A 15,875-nucleotide genomic window follows, 5' to 3' on the forward strand; every position below is an offset into this window, starting at 1 on the left:
CTATGCCATTTGATTCCTTCTTTCAGATTTATGAATCCATGTTGCTAGTTTTTTTAGATTCATGGACGCAAAAAGAAGATTCAGTTCCATTTCTATCTTCTGAATCCCTCGATATTGTGTATAGCGCATATTATGTTTTTCTTTTGCATCTGCAAAGACTCGCTCAATGGTTTGACTCCGTAGTTTGTAAAGATCTCGATACTTTGGAGTATGACGAATGTCCTCACATTGCTCTATGTAGTTTTCCCATATATGACGTGTGACTACTTTTACATGGTCCTTACTTGCTGTGCATTCTGATAAGGAAGGGCAACTCTTGCAAATTTCTCCTTTACTCTTATATTCCCGATACCCTTCTCTATTTGTTGTAGTATAGTTTAACACTTGGTTTTCTGGGCATACAAAGCAATCATAGTATTCATCATAAGCATATTCGTGTTTTTTAAAATAACCATTTTTTGTCATAGGTCGTTTGTATGGTAGGATAGGAATTCGTTTATCTTTGAGTATTTCTCTAGCAATTGCAGGTGTTTTATATCCGGAATCCATTACAATATTTTTTACACCTTTATATCTTTTTACTTTTTCATAAATCTTTGGGAATGCAACTGAGTCATGTACATTTCCTGGATTTGTATGAAAAGCAAGTATGTAATTGTTTCGATCGCAAGCTACATTTGCAGCATAAGCAAATACTACCTTATGCTTTCCTTTATGAAATACACCGCAATCCGGATCTACGGTACTTTTCTTGATTACTTTTGTCTTTTCTTTGGCTTCCGTTTTTTTTTACAAGCTTGTTTTCCTCGTTCAATGCGATCTTCGTTAATTTCTTTCATTAGTTCTTTTTCATAGTATTTAACGGATTCCAAAACGGTTTCTTTTTCACTGTTATGGTTATTTGCACTTGCTTTAATATGTGTACCGTCAATGAAAATGCTTTCTGAATTAATGAATTCATATTCCATAATTTCAGCAATGACTCTTTGAAAGATTTGTTCGAATAAGTCAGTATTTTGAAACCGACGAGAGTAGTTTTTACCAAAGGTAGAAAAGTGAGGAATTTCTTCCTCTAAACTATAACCAAGATACCATCGATAAGCTACATTCGTTTGAATTTCTTTAATGGTCTGCCTCATGGATCGAATACCAAAGGTATATTGAATGAGGGTAATTTTAATTAAGACGACAGGGTCGATGCTTTCTTTTCCCACATCAGAATACAAATCTTTTACAAGGTCATAAATGAAAGAGAGATTAATCGCAGTATCTATCTTACGAATAATATGATCTTGTGGAACAAGAGAATTCAAGGTTACCATTTGAAATTGATCACGACCTAATAAATCTTTCTTACCCATCATAAAGCAAATACCTCCATGTATTTATACATATATTTTACCATAAATACAATAAAATGTATTACATTATGTAAAAAAAACTGTAGGCAAAGATAGAGATATCCTTGTCTACAGTCTGAGAGCACCATAACGGTGCTCTTTTTGCATGCTTTCTTTTTTATACACTAATATTTGTCCATTTTTTCGCATACCTATAGATTTAGATGGTGATAAAAAGATAAAAAAAATACACTTATGTGTAGATGCAATTTATATTAATAAAAGGCAAACCAGAAATTGGTTTGCCTTTTATCCTGTTAAATTACTTTTGGAAACTTCCGCAATCTGTGCATTCAACAGTATCTGCGCTTGCAGAACTCTTAATTACATTAATCTTATCCAATGTGCAATAATTGTCATCTTTGCAGTGGAATTTACATTCCGATACGGAACAACCGATACTTGAATTGTGATTCATTTTTTTTCTCCTTTCATATTAAAAGCTTTTTGCAACAATATTATTTTGCGCATATTCAAATAAAGAATACTAGGTAAAATTTTATGATATATAAGCAAAAAATTTTAAAATTGGTTAAAATAAATCTTATCAATGACAATATAGAATTATTATTGAATATAAAAACAAAGGATGGAAAAAATGTCTAATTTAAAAAAAATAGTCTATATCATTTTACATTTAATTATATTATTTTCACTTATCTTTGCTTTGATGATTTATACTTCATTAAATAAAAGTGTTCCTTGGTATGATGCCTATGGCATGCAATTTTTATCCATTTTCATTATTTGTGTTCCAATATTACTTGTTGTAGGTATCGCACTTCAGATTTTAAATACAAAGTATCGAATCATAAAAAGCGATTTACTGCTCCCTTTTTACTCTTCGGCAGGAATTGCAATACCAATTCTTATTGATGAAAATTTAAATGATACGACATTAACGATAGGTATTATATGTTGTTTTAGTGCAATCATTCTCACAATAGCATTTGTAATCAATCAGTTTAGAAAGGATAAATATCATGAAGCGTACTAAAATTCAAATTTTAACCTTAGTTTTTTTAGTTTTTTATGTAATATGGGAAATTAATGTTGATAGATGGTTAACTACCGTACTAGGACCTATTATTCGAATTGATTTGATTTTTGTTTATCCAATTTTGATTGTATTAATTAGTATTTCTATTTATCAAATGGAAAAGAAGAGCAACAAGTAATTTTTTTTAAGATATGTTTTGAACAATATAAAATGGGTAAACTATAATTAGCTTACAAAATTAAGAACAAAGGGAAAGGATTGGTGAACATATGGCAGTTTATGTTTGTGAAGTTTGCGGCTGGGAATACGATGAAGAGGCCGGCTACGAAGAAGGAGGCATTGCACCTGGAACAAAATGGGAAGATGTTTCGGAAGAATTTGAATGCCCACTGTGTGGTGTAGGAAAAGATCAATTTGAGAAAAAATAAAAAATGAATATAAGAACAAAAGCACCGAAACGTTTGATGAAAATCCACGGTTTCGGTGCTTTTGCTTAGAATAGAAGGAAAATGATATTAGAATTCATATTCGGTTCTGCGCATTGGTAAGTCATTGTTGGTTTCTTTTGTAAGAAGCAACTGGTGCAAATCAATAACGCCGTTATTAAAGGAAGCTGCACATGCGCATAGATAAAGTTCCCACATACGTGCAAAGGAATCAGAATATTGAGCCATAACTTGTGGCTTTGCTTTTTCAAAATTTCGATACCAGCAAAGAAGGGTTTTGACGTAGTGACGGCGAAGACTTTCCACATCTACGGTATAAAAATTATAGTCACCACAAAGTTTTAAAATTTCTCGCAAGCTAGGGATGACACCTCCTGGAAAAATATATTTCTTCATCCATGGATCGCCTGGATTTTCTCTTAAAGCACTGATATATTGCAGTAAAAATACTCCTTTTGGTTTTAAAACGGAATCTACATTTTCAAAAAATAAGTCGTAATTGTCACGACCAACATGTTCAATCATGCCGATACTTACCACTCGATCAAATTGATAGTGTGAGCGTCGCAGCTTTCGATAATCCATACATCGAACCTCAAGCTGATCTTCTAAATGTTCTTCTTCAATTTTTTGCTGAAACGTTCGATATTGTTCTTCACTTAACGTGATACCCAACCCTTGGATTCCATATTTTTTGGCTGCTTCAATTAAAAGATATCCCCAGCCGCATCCAATATCTAAAAGAGTCATACCTTTTTTCAATTGAAGCTTTTTTAGTATCTTTTCTACTTTATTTACTTGTGCTTGATAAAGCGTATCATCATCATTTTTGAAGTAGCCGCAAGAATAGTTTAATGTTTCATCCAACCATAGCTGATAGAAGTCATTGCCAATATCATAATGAGAGCAGACTTCTTTCTTCTGGTACTTTTCTTTTGTGGATGTATGCAAAATCGTGTCAAGTGCTTTCGAGTTGACAGAGAATTTATCAATATGACTAAGTACTACATTTAAAGCGGTAAATAAATCACCTTCTATTTCAATATCACGGCGCATGTATGCTTCACCTAACGCTAAGGAAGTGCTTTTGATGAGTTCTTTTTTGGGAATTGGTTTATGGATGGTGGTAGAAAAAACGGGTTCGCCTTTGCCAACGGTAAATACATCTTCCCCCATAAATTGTACTTGAAAGGGAACCTGATCCCATTGATTAAGAAGTCTTTTTAGAGCAATTTTTTCAAAAATCATAAGAAGCTTTCCTCCTGAAACATACTAACAATACTATCATTTAGCATGGACGAATTCTGGTGCAATTATGCAGTAATTCTATGTCTTGAATAAAGTCATTTTATGGTGTAAGATAACACTGAAAGAGAGGAAATTTCATGAATCGTAAGGAATTTATCAAACAGCTGGATGAACGTGTGAAATTAATAAGAACCGAATATGATTTTAATCAAGAACAAATGGCACATATATTGGGTATTTCAAAAAAAACACTCGTTGAAATTGAAAAGGGCCGGTCTTCTTTGGGATGGACGGGAGCGGTAGCAGTTTGTACACTTTTCTCTAATAGCGAAATTCTTTCCGGTATCTTTGGCGGAGAGCCTACCGATATGATTGTGGCAATTGCATTTGAAGATAATGAACCAAAATATCCGAAAACAATGGGCGGAAAAGTATGGTGGCGTATTATTGAAGAACGAAATGGCTATAAGCTTCAACAAAATATAGTATCTCAGCATTATCGAATATTAAACCAAGAGGATGAAAGAATACGAGCATCGTTTGATTTTGAACTGATGAAAAAGCAATTTGAAGAATTACAATAAAGCGATATAAAATTGACAAAATAGTTACTTATAGTGTAATATTACACTATAAGTAACTATTTTTTTATATTTAAAATTTTCATATAGAAAACAGGAGGCAAAGAACTTTCCCTTATCCTTGAATGTTCAGCAAACATAATGTTTTTTATTTTTATTAAAATAACTGCGTATAAAGAGGTATTGATATGAAGAAAAAAGGAGTATTAATCATACATGGTTTTGTTGGAAATCCCAACGAAGTAAGTTTTCTATCGGAACGTTTAGAAAAACAAGGATATTTTGTAAGTGTACCCTTATTGCCAGGTCATGGACAGGGGAATAAACCACTTCAAAAAGTAAAAGTGATAGAATGGATCAATGCAGTGGAAAAAGCCTATTTGGAACTTAAGAAAAGTTGTGATTGTGTTTTTGTCGTGGGTTTTTCTATGGGTGGACTATTAGCTGCACATCTTTGGAATTATAAAATTACGGGGTTGGTAACGGTAAACACACCGGTTTATTATTGGAATTTAAAACAAATGATTTTTAATCTTACATCTGATTATACAAAATACTCATTAAAATATTTGAATAGCGGAAAGGGAAAACCGTTGAATGCCATGACGCAATTTCAAAAGTTATTGTTTTTCACAATACCTGTTTTTAAAAGACTAAATTGCAATACGCTTGTATTGCAGGCGGCAGATGATGATACCGTAGTTCCAAAGAGTTCGGATTTTATATTTTCTAGAATTACGGGGGAAAAACATTTGATTAAGCTGGCAAAAGGCGGACATCAGATTTTTCAAAGTGAGAGAGCACAAGAAGCTTCGTTGATTATTGAGAGATATTTTGAAAATTTATCTTAATTTTGTAGTAATATTTTCAAGAAAAAACATAGAGGATAGAAAAAAACGACATATTTAGAAAAATTGTTTGTTTTCTTTTTGTACATTTCGAAGTAATCTAAAATAGAACAACACGTTGTTGGGTATAATAGGATAAACTTTAACGGAAGGGAATCAAGAATATGGATGACAGTATTATCCTCGAAGGTGTTAATAAAATTTATGGAGCCAAACAAGTACTGAACGATGTATCTTTCTCGGTACCAAGGGGAGCGATTTATGGACTTTTAGGACCATCTGGCTGTGGGAAAACGACAACTGTTAAGATTGTTGCAGGTATTTCGGAAGCTACATATGGAAAGGCTTATGTACTGAATCAAACCATGCCGAACCTTACCTTAATGAATAAAATCGGTTACATGGCACAATCCGATGCCTTATATGGAGATCTGACTGCAAAGGAAAATCTTGAGTTTTTTGGATCATTGTATGGATTAAATAGAGCATTTCTTTCCAAAAGAATATTAGAAGTGATGAATTTGGTAAATTTAACAGAGGAAGTTAATCGAAAGGTTGCTTTGTTTTCGGGAGGAATGAAACGAAGACTTTCCTTAGCGTTGACTATTTTGCATGAACCTGAGATTTTAATTTTAGATGAACCTACGGTTGGGATTGACCCTTTACTACGTAAGGATATATGGGAAGAACTTTATTCTATGACCAAAAACGGTGTAACAATTTTGGTGACAACACATGTGATGGATGAAGCGGAAAAATGTACACACCTCTCTATGATGCGAGACGGAAGACTGATTGCAAGTGGTACTCCAATCGAAATTCAAAACAGTGTAGGTGTTTCTAAATTAGAAGATGCGTTTTTGATCTATGGTAAGGCATCAGGGGAGAGTCCAAATGAAAGTTAGAGCATTGGCAAAAAGGATTTTAATTCAAATTAAAAACGATAAAAGAACACTGGCACTAATGTTAGCGGCACCCTTATTGATTTTGACATTACTTTATTTTGTATTTGAAGGTACAGTATCGGGCTTGTCTGTTGGCATAATAAATGCGCCAAGTCATTATGAAAATGCATTATATGAAAATAATATAAAAACCATAAGGTATTACAGTGAGGAGGAGGCATTTAAAGCATTAGATGATGGTGAAGTTATTGCAGTTGTGTCGATCCGCTCGGGAAAGCTGCATGCATGGCTGGATGGAAGCAACTCTGTAGATGCCAATACAGCAAGACAAGCAATTGAAATGGCACAAAGAGGACAAAATACGGTTCGAAAGGATTTGATTTTGGATGTAACTTATGTTTACGGGCAAGAGGATTTATCCTTATTTGATAATTTTGCGGCCATTTTGATGTCATTTTTAGTATTCTTTTTCGTATTTCTCATTACCGGAATTTCTTTTTTAAAGGAACGAACGACTGGAACACTAGAGAAAATTCTTTCCACGCCTATCAAACGATGGGAAGTCGTAGTTGGTTATGTATTAGGTTTTGGAGCTGTTAATGTAGTGCAATCAGCTATTATATCTTTTTACTTAGTGTATGTATTAAATGTAATGATGGTTGGGTCAGTATGGCTGGTACTTTTAACGACTTTAGTCACCGCTATTGCAGCATTAACACTTGGAATCCTGCTTTCTACAGCTGCAAATTCGGAATTTCAAATGATACAATTCATTCCAATTGTTATTGTACCTCAGGTTTTCTTTGGTGGGTTATTTCAATTATCATCCGGTTGGGAAGCCTTCGGTCATCTGATGCCGCTTTATTATTCGGCACATGCATTGGAAGAAATTATGATGAAGGGAAGCGGCTTGGATCGTATTTATCCAGACTTATTAATATTAATCGCATTATCCGTTATTTTTATGACAGTCAATACAAAAATGCTTAAACATTATCGAAGAATATAATAAATTTATAATGGAATGAGGATGGAAAGGAAACGAAAATGCATGCAAATAAGAAAAAAATAGTGGCGATTATTCTATTCGTTGTGATTTTTGGATCCATTGGATATTTAAGCTTTGGAAAAAGTGCTCATTATATCGGGACGGTGGAAGCAAACCCGATTGTTCATGTAAGTGAAGTATCGGGAAAAATATTGGAATTTCCGGTTGAACTGGGTTCAAAGGTAAAAAAAGGAGATGTTATTGCGATCATCGACAGTGAAACACAGCAGTATCGAATTGAACAGTTGGAATTGAAAATAAAAAAAGCGAAGATAGATTCCTCAAGTCTTAAGCTTGGAGGAGGAAGTTCTGCAGATAACCGTTATGAACAAGCAAAAGCGAATTATGAAGGAGCCGTAGCCATTGCAAGAAAAGCCTCAGAAGATTACAGTAAGGCACAAACGTTATATAAGCAGGCAGCTATTGCAAAAGAGGAATTGGAGAAAGCGGAATTGAATCATCAAACGGCTCAAAGCTCTTTGCAAGTTGCGGAAGCTCAGCTGGCGCAAGCAAAGGATCGTACCTTAGAAAATGCTGCAGATATTGATATAGCACTTTTGGAAAGTCAATTGGAAGAGCAGAAGGAGAAGTTAAAGAAATATACCGTTACTGCATCTTGCGATGGTGTTATAATGAGTAAAAATTATAGCGAAGGGGATGTAGTACAGTCTGGATTCGATTTAGCGGACATATCCCCTATGACGGAGAAATATGCAGTTGTGTATTACCCTAAGGAAGCAATCAATGATTTGACTTACGATCAGAAGGTAACGGTCGTGTATAACAAAAAGAAGATTTCTGGGACGATTAAGTACATTGATGTGAAGGCACAATATACACCAAAAGATTTTCAAACAGCTGCAAATAAAAATGTGGAGAGCGTAAAGGTAAAAATACTACTTCCAGTGGATTGCAGTATCAACCCGGGTCAGCAAGTAGAGATTACATTGGAATAGGGGGAAAGACATATGGAATCAAAAAGGGTAAATGAAACGAAAGAGCGTATTAAAACAGCTTTTTTAGAGTTATATGCAAAAAAGACAATTGATAAAATTACAATTAAAGAAATTACGGAAAAGGCACAGATCAATCGAGGAACCTTTTATGTGTATTATATGGATATTTATGATTTACTTGAAAAAATAGAGGATGAAGTGGTTGCCTTATTCGAAGAAAGAATTGAAACTGTAATTTTAACCTTGCTTAGAGGAAATAAACTGGATTCTGATGTCCTTCCGGAAGCTTTCTTTCGAGAAAATCCAGAAATGATCTCTCTTGTATTTGGGGAGCGGGCAGAGCCTCGTATGATAAATAAGATCAAGGAAATTGCAAAGCGGATAGCAATTCATGAATTACAATTAAACGTTCAAGGAGATACCATTGAAGCGAAAAAGACTCGGTACATTTTAGAATACATTTCTGCAGCACAGGTAGGATTGGTTACAGCTTGGTTTCGAAATCATATGGATATGCCGATGGATTTTTTGGGAGAATTGATCGTTGGATTAAATTTTAAAGGAGCATTAACCTGTTTGAAAGAATTGGAATAAGAAAAGGAGATTTGATACACATTCAAATCTCCTTTTTTTCTATTTTCTATAGGAATACTTCAATTTAATATATTAGGAAATATCATCCCAATTTATATTAAATTATTAAGATTCTAATTCAGTTAGCCACATTTCATAGTCGGCATCGCTTGGCATACGCCAATCTCCACGTGGCGATAAGCTCACGGAACCTACCTTAGGTCCATCTGGGATACAGCTTCGTTTGAATTGTTGTGTAAAGAAGCGACGATAAAATACTGCAAGCCATTTTTTAATAAATGTTTCATCATATTCATCTGAAAAAGCTGTTTTAGCAATATATAAAAGCTTCTTTGGCGGCATTCCGTATCGTATGGTATAAAACATAAAGAAATCATGCAGAACATAAGGTCCTACCGTATTTTCTGTTTTTTGAGCAATTTCACCTTTTTCATCTGGCGGTAAAAGCTCCGGAGATATCGGAGTATCCATAATAGCTTGTAACGTTTCTTTTAACAATGCATTATTACTGCTAAAGGATTTATCTTCTTTTTGACCGCTGAGTTTGTTATCCATAACCCATTGAATGACAAAGCGAACCAATGTTTTTGGAACACTGCTGTTTACACCATACATAGACATGTGATCCCCGTTATAGGTGCTCCATCCAAGTGCAACTTCAGATAAATCCCCTGTACCGATGACAAGTCCATTTGTCTGGTTTGAAAGATCCATCAGAATTTGTGTACGTTCTCTTGCTTGTGAATTCTCATAGGTCACATCATGAACGCTTTCTTCATGACCAATGTCTTTAAAATGTTGTAAAACTGCGTCTTTAATTGGAACTTCACGCACTTCGGTTCCCAAAAGCCGCATAATTGTCAAAGCATTGCGATAGGTTTTTCCGGTAGTTCCAAAACCAGGCATTGTAACCGCAAGAATATCTTTTGGATCTTTGCCGAGCAGTTTAAAGGTTTGCACCGCAACGAGAAGTGCAAGTGTCGAATCAAGTCCGCCTGAAATACCGATGACTGCGGTTTTTGCGTGAGTATGCTGTATACGTTTGGCAAGCCCCGTTGCTTGAATATTAAAGATATCACGGCATCTTTGATCAAACGTTTTTGGATCTGAAGGAACAAATGGATTTTTTGCATATTGTCGCATCAACGTGTCTTTTTGACTATCTAAGACGCGAAGTGGCTGCAATGCAACCGTTTGAACCAATTCCCGACTGCCATATGCAGTGTTGCATAATTCAAAAGTTTGTCCATAAGTTCGCTCAAAACGAAGGTGTTCATAATCAATTTCTCCATAGAGTATGGCGCTCTCTCGTTCAAACAAGGGGCGCTCTGCAAGGAGACTGCCGTTTTCTGCAATGAGGCTGTCCCCACTGAAAACGACATCAGTAGTTGATTCGTGTACACCACAAGAAGTATACACATAGCCACATACATTTTTTGCACTGTTTTGACGTACTAAGTTGTGTCGATAGTCAGATTTTCCTACGGTTTCATTGCTTGCAGAAGGATTAAACAGAATATGTGCGCCATTGAGTGCAAGGTGTGTACCTGGAGTAATCGGAACCCAAAGATCCTCACATATTTCAATGCCTAAATTTAAATCATTGTGTGAATCACAAAACAGTAGGTTGCCAAATGGAATTTCTTCTCCAAACAAAGTGACATATTTGCAGGATTTTGCAAGAGCAAATCCGGATGCAAACCAACGAGTTTCATAAAATTCTTTGGAATTTGGTAAAAACATTTTTGGAACAATACCTACGAGTTTTCCACCCTGTATAAATGCGGCACAATTATAATAATTATTTTCAACTTTCAAATAAAATCCTACAATGAGAGCAGCATTCATATTAGAAGTAGCGTCAATGATGGTTTTTAAGCCACTTAAGTTCTGCTCATATAAGAAGGTTTGATAAAACAAATCTGCGCATGTATAGCCTGTAATACAAAGCTCAGGGAACAAAATAACGCCTGCCCCTCTTGCATCCGCTACACGAGCACATTTTAAGATCTCTTGAGTGTTGTAGGCTGTATTTGCAACCTTTAGCTTTGGAGAGACCGCAGCGGTACGAATTAAGCCCAATTGATTCATAAGGAGTCCTCTCTTTTTATGTGATAAATTTATTATATACCAAAATACACGAACTAAAAATACCATTTACTTTATTTTTAAAGAACAAAGGAAATAATATAAATATTTTTACCTATTTTTGATAGATAACCATTGAATTCCATTGATTTTCCTTGCTCTTATCTTGCAGGCAAGGGTTTAAGTAGTATATAATAAATAATGGAAATAAATGAATAAATCGCAGTGAAAAGAATAGACAGTGAATTTTTAAGAGTCTGGATATCTTTAAAAGCTGGATAAGATAGATGGAGGATGAGAATGAAAGAGCGTTATATCATAGAGTTGCGTGCGGAAGAGGAACTGCAAGATTTCTTTTTAGTAAAGTCCCTTGCAATAAAAATAGGGTCAAATAAAAAACAATATTTAGACCTCCTGCTTGCCGATAATACAGGAGAAATCACCGCAAAAAAATGGGATGTTGCCGATACAGAATTACCATCTCTGAATGAAATTAAAGATGGTGATATTGTAAAGGTAAAGGCAAATGTTACAGAATGGAATGGAATGAAGCAACTCCGCGTCCTACGTATTCGAAAAGCGGTCGCACAAGATCAGGTTGACTTGATTCAATTTATAAAGGCAGCACCGGAAAAAGCAGAGGATATGTTTGCATATATTATGGATGCTGTTGAAAAAATGAAGGATATTGATTTAAAAAAACTATGCACACGTATACTTCGAGATAATCATGAAAAATTGTTGTATTACCCAGCCGCCTCAAAAAATCATCATGCAGAGCTTGCAGGACTTCTTTATCATACGAAACGAATGTTGGATATGGGTGAAAGAGCTTGTTTAGTATATACCAATCTTAAGCGTGATTGGGTAGTGGCTGGTGTTGTTTTACATGATATGGAAAAAATAAATGAAATTGATGCAAATGAACTTGGCGTTGCATCTGGATATTCATTTGAAGGACAGATGCTTGGACATTTAGTTCAAGGGATAAAGACCGTTGATCGTTTGGCAAGAGAGCAGGGAATGGAACGGGAAAAGGCAATCTTATTGGAACATATGATCTTAACACATCATTATGAGCCGGAATTTGGAAGTCCGAAGAAACCTTTGTTTCCCGAAGCAGAAATATTGCATTATTTAGATATGTTAGATGCAAGAATGTACGATATGCAGGAAGCCTTAAATGGGGTAGAACCGGGTGGCTTTTCTGATCGTATATGGACCTTAGATAATCGAAAGCTGTATAAACCGTTAGAAGAAGAAGGAGAAGCAAAACATGATTAAAATGCCTAAGGAAATCAATCGAATCGTACAAAGCTTAGATCAAAAAGGTTATGAAATTTATTTGACCGGAGCGTGTGTCCGTGAAGGATTACTTGGAAAGAATAGTAATTCATGGGATTTGATTGGGAATGCACCATTAAATGCAATCAAAGAATTGGTACCTGAACTGGAAATTGTAAGAGAGGATTATGGATACGTAGAGATTTCTGAAGGGGAATTACTCGTAGAGTTTTCTGTAACAGATAACGTTGAAGAAGCTCTGAAAGAGGCTGTTTATACCATTGAAAGCATTGCAGATAATCCAAATCGTACATTACTTGATTTATATGGCGGGAAAAATGATGTTTCCAAAAAATTGGTTCGCACCAATGGTGAACCAAAGCCGTATTTTGAAAAAGAGCCGCTTTTAATTTTAAAAGGGATAGCATTGGCGGCAGAAGCAGATTTTGATATTGAAATGGATACTTTTGAAGCAATGACACAGTGCGTTTCCGGATTGCAGGATAGCAGGATGGAAGACATTCGAGATGCGTTTGGGGAAATTATCACTTCGCAGTACGCCGCTAAGGGCCTTAGAATGGCTATGGCGATAGGTGTCATGCCATATGTTTTAGGAGAAAATTGTTTTCCGCCGAAAAATAAAAATGAAGCAAATGATTTTTCAATTTTGATGGAAAACTATGATCGTTGTCGATTTGAATTAGAATATCGTTATGCATTGCTTTTCTTATGCTTTGAAAAGAAAAGAGCTTTAGAAGCCATTGAGCGTTTGAAATTTGATTCAGAAATGGAAGAGAAAATAATTTTAGCTCAAAATCTAGTTCCCGAACTTTATTTTGTTGTACAACCATTTTCTTTTAAAAAGTTTTTGGGAAAATATGGATTTGAAACGTATGAATATGCAGAAAATGTTACCAAGCAGCAGAGAAAAGTCTACGATCATGCTGAAAATCGTGTCTTAAGCCGATTTTATATGCTTCAAGAATTTGAGAAAGTAAAAATGCCGGTTTATGTGGATGATTTGGTTTTAAAGGTTGAAGATTTAACAGAAGTAGGCATTACTGATGAAGAAGAAGCAAAGGAAATGTTAAAAATGCTTTTGGATATGGTACATGCTTATCCGAGAAAAAATGAAAGAAAAATTCTTTTGAAAAAAGCAAAAGAATTTAAGAAAAATCCAATTAAGCGCATGTTCCGAGGCGTGCAGTGGATGAAATAAAAGAAATAGGCGGAAAAATGGAAGAAAAGAGAGGGAGTATAGCGGAGATTATTTATTATAACAAGGAGAATTGTTATACCATTGCTGTGATAGAAAATGAGGAAGAAGAATTCACAGCAGTGGGTTATCTTCCGGTAGCAGAAAAAGGAAGAACGTTTACTTTTCAGGGAATGTGGAAAAATCATCCTGTTTATGGAGAACAATTCGCATTCTCTGTTTTTCATGAGGAAATGCCGCAAACTACGCAGGGAATCGAAGGTTTTCTTGCATCCGGTGTCTTGAAAGGGATTGGCAAGAAGACGGCGGCTGCAATTGTCAATCAGTTTGGAACGGATACCTTTCGTATCATTGAAGAAGAACCGGAGCGGCTTTGCGAGGCAGAGGGGATTGGTCAAGTGAAGGCAGCTTCTATATGTGAAGCGTTTCATGCCCATCGTGAGTTTGCTCAGATTACATTGTTTTTTCAGCAGTATGGAATTTCAGCAAATTATGCAATGAAGCTATATAAGGTTTATGGCTCGGATACCATTAAAGCAGTGGAAGAAAATCCTTATCGTTTGGTGGATGATGTTTTTGGAATCGGATTTCGAAAAGCGGATCAAATCGCAGAAAAGATAGGAATGAATAAAAGGGACGAAAATCGCATTCGAAGTGGTATTCTATATGCGTTATGGCTATTCGTCAATGAAGGGCATACATTCGCACCGCAAAAACTATTCTGTGAACAGACAGGACAGCTTTTGGATGTTAGTGCAGAAGAAGTCTATGAGATTGTTGTAGAGATGTCACTGGATGGAGAAATTCATTTAGAGCACCTCGATGGTCGGAATGTATTGTTTCTTTCTGCGTATTGGAATGCAGAACAGTCAGTATGTAAAAAGCTTATAGCATTAAATCAAGCAACCTTAAAGCATATTAATATTGACGTGAATCAATTTATTGAGGGTAAAGAAGTGCAAACTGAAATGGTGCTTTCGGAGAATCAAAAATATGCCATAACCTCATGTTTAAAAAATGGGGTATCCGTAATTACTGGGGGACCGGGTACGGGAAAAACGACAATTATTAATACCATAATGGGTATTTTTGAGCAATGTGGTTTTCAAACTGCAATTGCAGCACCTACAGGACGTGCTGCAAAGAGAATTACAGAGACTTCCGGATATCCTGCTTCTACGATTCATCGCCTTTTGGAATATTATTATTCCGAAGGAGAGGATGTAATGCGGTTTGGAAAAAATGAAGAAGAACCTTTAGCGTATGATGCAATTATTGTTGATGAAGCTTCAATGATTGACATCATATTGATGAACGGGCTTCTTGCAGCCATTCCGGAAGGAACTCGTTTGATTATAGTAGGAGATGCGGATCAGCTGCCGTCTGTGGGGGCAGGAAATGTTTTAAGAGATATTATTGAAAGCGAAATCATTTATTCGGTACAGCTGACAGAAATTTTTCGACAGGCAAAGGAAAGTATGATTGTTGTGAATGCACATCGAATCAATAAAGGAGAATATCCTGACTGCAATGGAAAGGATAAGGATTTTTTCCTGCTCCGGAAGAATGGAGAAAAAGATACTGTAAACACGTTGTTGGATTTGTGTGCAAGAAGATTGCCGAATTATTATGAGAATTGTATGGCTGTTCGTGACGTTCAGGTATTGACTCCAGTACGAAAAGGCATATTGGGAAGCATTCAACTGAATAAAGAATTGCAATTAATTTTAAATCCGGAAAGCTTGACAAAAGCAGAAAAGAAATTTGGAGAGCGTTTGTTTCGAGAGGGAGATAAAGTAATGCAGATTCGAAACAATTATCAGCTTGCATGGAAACGATTGGATGATCTTTCAGATGGAGAGGGTGTATTTAACGGAGAAGTAGGATTCATTCAAACCATTGATAATGAAAATGGTGAAATTCATATACTCTTTGAAGAAAACAAACATGTTACGTATGATTTTTCACAAATGGATGAAGTCGAACTGGCCTATGCGATTACAGTGCATAAAAGCCAAGGAAGTGAATTTCCAATTATAGTTATGCCGATTAGCTGGTTTCCACCAATGCTTGCGACTAGAAACCTTCTTTACACAGCCGTGACTCGCGCCAGACAAGCTGTAGTTTTAGTTGGTTCGGAAAATAAGCTCCATGCAATGATTGATAACAATCGCATCGTTGAACGTTATTCTGGACTTGGGAAGAGACTCAGAGCTTTTTTGCAGCCAGTCGGTATGCAATAATTAGCCTGCAAATAAAAA

Annotated in this window: 15 protein-coding genes and 1 pseudogene; 12 read left to right on the plus strand and 4 right to left on the minus strand. The window is 35.6% G+C overall.

Features of this window, described 5'->3' with window-relative positions:
• Both I2490_RS05340 and I2490_RS05345 read right to left on the minus strand, forming a co-directional pair.
• Nucleotides 1-1,364 (minus strand): annotated as a pseudogene (locus tag I2490_RS05340) (IS1182 family transposase).
• Between the two features lie 298 nt (nucleotides 1,365-1,662).
• Complete coding sequence (locus I2490_RS05345) at nucleotides 1,663-1,818, minus strand: DUF1540 domain-containing protein (RefSeq protein ID WP_206458745.1); 156 nt, start codon at nucleotides 1,816-1,818, stop codon at nucleotides 1,663-1,665.
• Between the two features lie 180 nt (nucleotides 1,819-1,998).
• Here I2490_RS05345 and I2490_RS05350 point away from each other — a divergent pair, with 180 nt between their 5' ends.
• The 3 genes from I2490_RS05350 (at nucleotide 1,999) to I2490_RS05360 (ending at nucleotide 2,828) form a co-directional block, all read left to right on the plus strand.
• Nucleotides 1,999-2,397, plus strand: coding sequence for a hypothetical protein (locus tag I2490_RS05350; RefSeq protein WP_206458746.1), 399 nt, complete (start codon nucleotides 1,999-2,001; stop codon nucleotides 2,395-2,397).
• Nucleotides 2,384-2,578, plus strand: coding sequence for a hypothetical protein (locus tag I2490_RS05355; protein WP_206458747.1), 195 nt, complete (start codon nucleotides 2,384-2,386; stop codon nucleotides 2,576-2,578). The genes I2490_RS05350 and I2490_RS05355 overlap by 14 nt, the downstream gene beginning before the upstream one ends.
• Before the next feature lie 91 nt (nucleotides 2,579-2,669).
• Nucleotides 2,670-2,828 (plus strand): rubredoxin, encoded by a 159-nt coding sequence (locus I2490_RS05360; RefSeq protein WP_206458748.1) that lies wholly within the window; start codon nucleotides 2,670-2,672, stop codon nucleotides 2,826-2,828.
• Nucleotides 2,829-2,915: 87 nt separating this feature from the next.
• Here the strand turns inward: I2490_RS05360 and I2490_RS05365 are convergent, their stop codons facing one another.
• Nucleotides 2,916-4,094: an SAM-dependent methyltransferase gene (locus tag I2490_RS05365; RefSeq protein WP_206458749.1), complete on the minus strand. Its 1,179-nt coding sequence runs from the start codon at nucleotides 4,092-4,094 to the stop codon at nucleotides 2,916-2,918.
• Nucleotides 4,095-4,231: 137 nt separating this feature from the next.
• Between I2490_RS05365 and I2490_RS05370 the strand changes: the two genes are divergently transcribed.
• The 6 genes from I2490_RS05370 (at nucleotide 4,232) to I2490_RS05395 (ending at nucleotide 9,026) form a co-directional block, all read left to right on the plus strand.
• A complete protein-coding gene (locus I2490_RS05370; RefSeq protein WP_206458750.1) occupies nucleotides 4,232-4,678 on the plus strand; it encodes a helix-turn-helix transcriptional regulator in 447 nt (148 codons plus the stop codon).
• Between the two features lie 185 nt (nucleotides 4,679-4,863).
• A complete protein-coding gene (locus I2490_RS05375; RefSeq protein ID WP_206458751.1) occupies nucleotides 4,864-5,526 on the plus strand; it encodes an alpha/beta hydrolase in 663 nt (220 codons plus the stop codon).
• Between the two features lie 161 nt (nucleotides 5,527-5,687).
• Nucleotides 5,688-6,428 (plus strand): ABC transporter ATP-binding protein, encoded by a 741-nt coding sequence (locus I2490_RS05380; protein ID WP_206458752.1) that lies wholly within the window; start codon nucleotides 5,688-5,690, stop codon nucleotides 6,426-6,428.
• Nucleotides 6,418-7,437 (plus strand): ABC transporter permease, encoded by a 1,020-nt coding sequence (locus I2490_RS05385; protein WP_206458753.1) that lies wholly within the window; start codon nucleotides 6,418-6,420, stop codon nucleotides 7,435-7,437. The genes I2490_RS05380 and I2490_RS05385 overlap by 11 nt, the downstream gene beginning before the upstream one ends.
• Before the next feature lie 38 nt (nucleotides 7,438-7,475).
• Entirely contained in the window at nucleotides 7,476-8,432 is a 957-nt protein-coding gene (locus tag I2490_RS05390) for an HlyD family secretion protein (protein WP_206458754.1), read from the plus strand.
• A 12-nt stretch (nucleotides 8,433-8,444) separates the two neighbouring features.
• Nucleotides 8,445-9,026: a TetR/AcrR family transcriptional regulator gene (locus I2490_RS05395; RefSeq protein ID WP_206458755.1), complete on the plus strand. Its 582-nt coding sequence runs from the start codon at nucleotides 8,445-8,447 to the stop codon at nucleotides 9,024-9,026.
• 105 nt (nucleotides 9,027-9,131) lie between these two features.
• Here the strand turns inward: I2490_RS05395 and I2490_RS05400 are convergent, their stop codons facing one another.
• On the minus strand, nucleotides 9,132-11,117 hold the full coding sequence (locus tag I2490_RS05400; RefSeq protein WP_206458756.1) for an NAD(+) synthase: 1,986 nt from the start codon (nucleotides 11,115-11,117) through the stop codon (nucleotides 9,132-9,134).
• Between the two features lie 297 nt (nucleotides 11,118-11,414).
• Here I2490_RS05400 and I2490_RS05405 point away from each other — a divergent pair, with 297 nt between their 5' ends.
• The 3 genes from I2490_RS05405 to recD2 are packed head-to-tail and all read left to right on the plus strand — an operon-like array spanning nucleotide 11,415 to nucleotide 15,857.
• Entirely contained in the window at nucleotides 11,415-12,398 is a 984-nt protein-coding gene (locus tag I2490_RS05405) for a 3'-5' exoribonuclease YhaM family protein (RefSeq protein WP_206458757.1), read from the plus strand.
• Nucleotides 12,391-13,617, plus strand: a complete 1,227-nt coding sequence (locus I2490_RS05410) for a CCA tRNA nucleotidyltransferase (RefSeq protein WP_206458758.1) — start codon at nucleotides 12,391-12,393, stop codon at nucleotides 13,615-13,617. The genes I2490_RS05405 and I2490_RS05410 overlap by 8 nt, the downstream gene beginning before the upstream one ends.
• A gap of 17 nt (nucleotides 13,618-13,634) precedes the next feature.
• The gene (gene recD2, locus I2490_RS05415; protein WP_206458759.1) at nucleotides 13,635-15,857 is read left to right on the plus strand and encodes an SF1B family DNA helicase RecD2; all 2,223 of its coding nucleotides are present in this window, start codon (nucleotides 13,635-13,637) and stop codon (nucleotides 15,855-15,857) included.
• Nucleotides 15,858-15,875 lie beyond the last annotated feature (18 nt).

The organism is Anaerovorax sp. IOR16 (assembly GCF_017168145.1).
Classification (GTDB): Bacteria; Bacillota; Clostridia; order Peptostreptococcales; family Anaerovoracaceae; genus IOR16.

Bases quoted from the DNA above. Each gene is read 5' to 3' on its own strand.
- I2490_RS05345 (WP_206458745.1), bottom strand. From the start codon at position 1,818: ATGAATCACAATTCAAGTATCGGTTGTTCCGTATCGGAATGTAAATTC.
- I2490_RS05350 (WP_206458746.1), top strand. From the start codon at position 1,999: ATGTCTAATTTAAAAAAAATAGTCTATATCATTTTACATTTAATTATA.
- I2490_RS05355 (WP_206458747.1), top strand. From the start codon at position 2,384: ATGAAGCGTACTAAAATTCAAATTTTAACCTTAGTTTTTTTAGTTTTT.
- I2490_RS05360 (WP_206458748.1), top strand. From the start codon at position 2,670: ATGGCAGTTTATGTTTGTGAAGTTTGCGGCTGGGAATACGATGAAGAG.
- I2490_RS05365 (WP_206458749.1), bottom strand. From the start codon at position 4,094: ATGATTTTTGAAAAAATTGCTCTAAAAAGACTTCTTAATCAATGGGAT.
- I2490_RS05370 (WP_206458750.1), top strand. From the start codon at position 4,232: ATGAATCGTAAGGAATTTATCAAACAGCTGGATGAACGTGTGAAATTA.
- I2490_RS05375 (WP_206458751.1), top strand. From the start codon at position 4,864: ATGAAGAAAAAAGGAGTATTAATCATACATGGTTTTGTTGGAAATCCC.
- I2490_RS05380 (WP_206458752.1), top strand. From the start codon at position 5,688: ATGGATGACAGTATTATCCTCGAAGGTGTTAATAAAATTTATGGAGCC.
- I2490_RS05385 (WP_206458753.1), top strand. From the start codon at position 6,418: ATGAAAGTTAGAGCATTGGCAAAAAGGATTTTAATTCAAATTAAAAAC.
- I2490_RS05390 (WP_206458754.1), top strand. From the start codon at position 7,476: ATGCATGCAAATAAGAAAAAAATAGTGGCGATTATTCTATTCGTTGTG.
- I2490_RS05395 (WP_206458755.1), top strand. From the start codon at position 8,445: ATGGAATCAAAAAGGGTAAATGAAACGAAAGAGCGTATTAAAACAGCT.
- I2490_RS05400 (WP_206458756.1), bottom strand. From the start codon at position 11,117: ATGAATCAATTGGGCTTAATTCGTACCGCTGCGGTCTCTCCAAAGCTA.
- I2490_RS05405 (WP_206458757.1), top strand. From the start codon at position 11,415: ATGAAAGAGCGTTATATCATAGAGTTGCGTGCGGAAGAGGAACTGCAA.
- I2490_RS05410 (WP_206458758.1), top strand. From the start codon at position 12,391: ATGATTAAAATGCCTAAGGAAATCAATCGAATCGTACAAAGCTTAGAT.
- recD2 (WP_206458759.1), top strand. From the start codon at position 13,635: ATGGAAGAAAAGAGAGGGAGTATAGCGGAGATTATTTATTATAACAAG.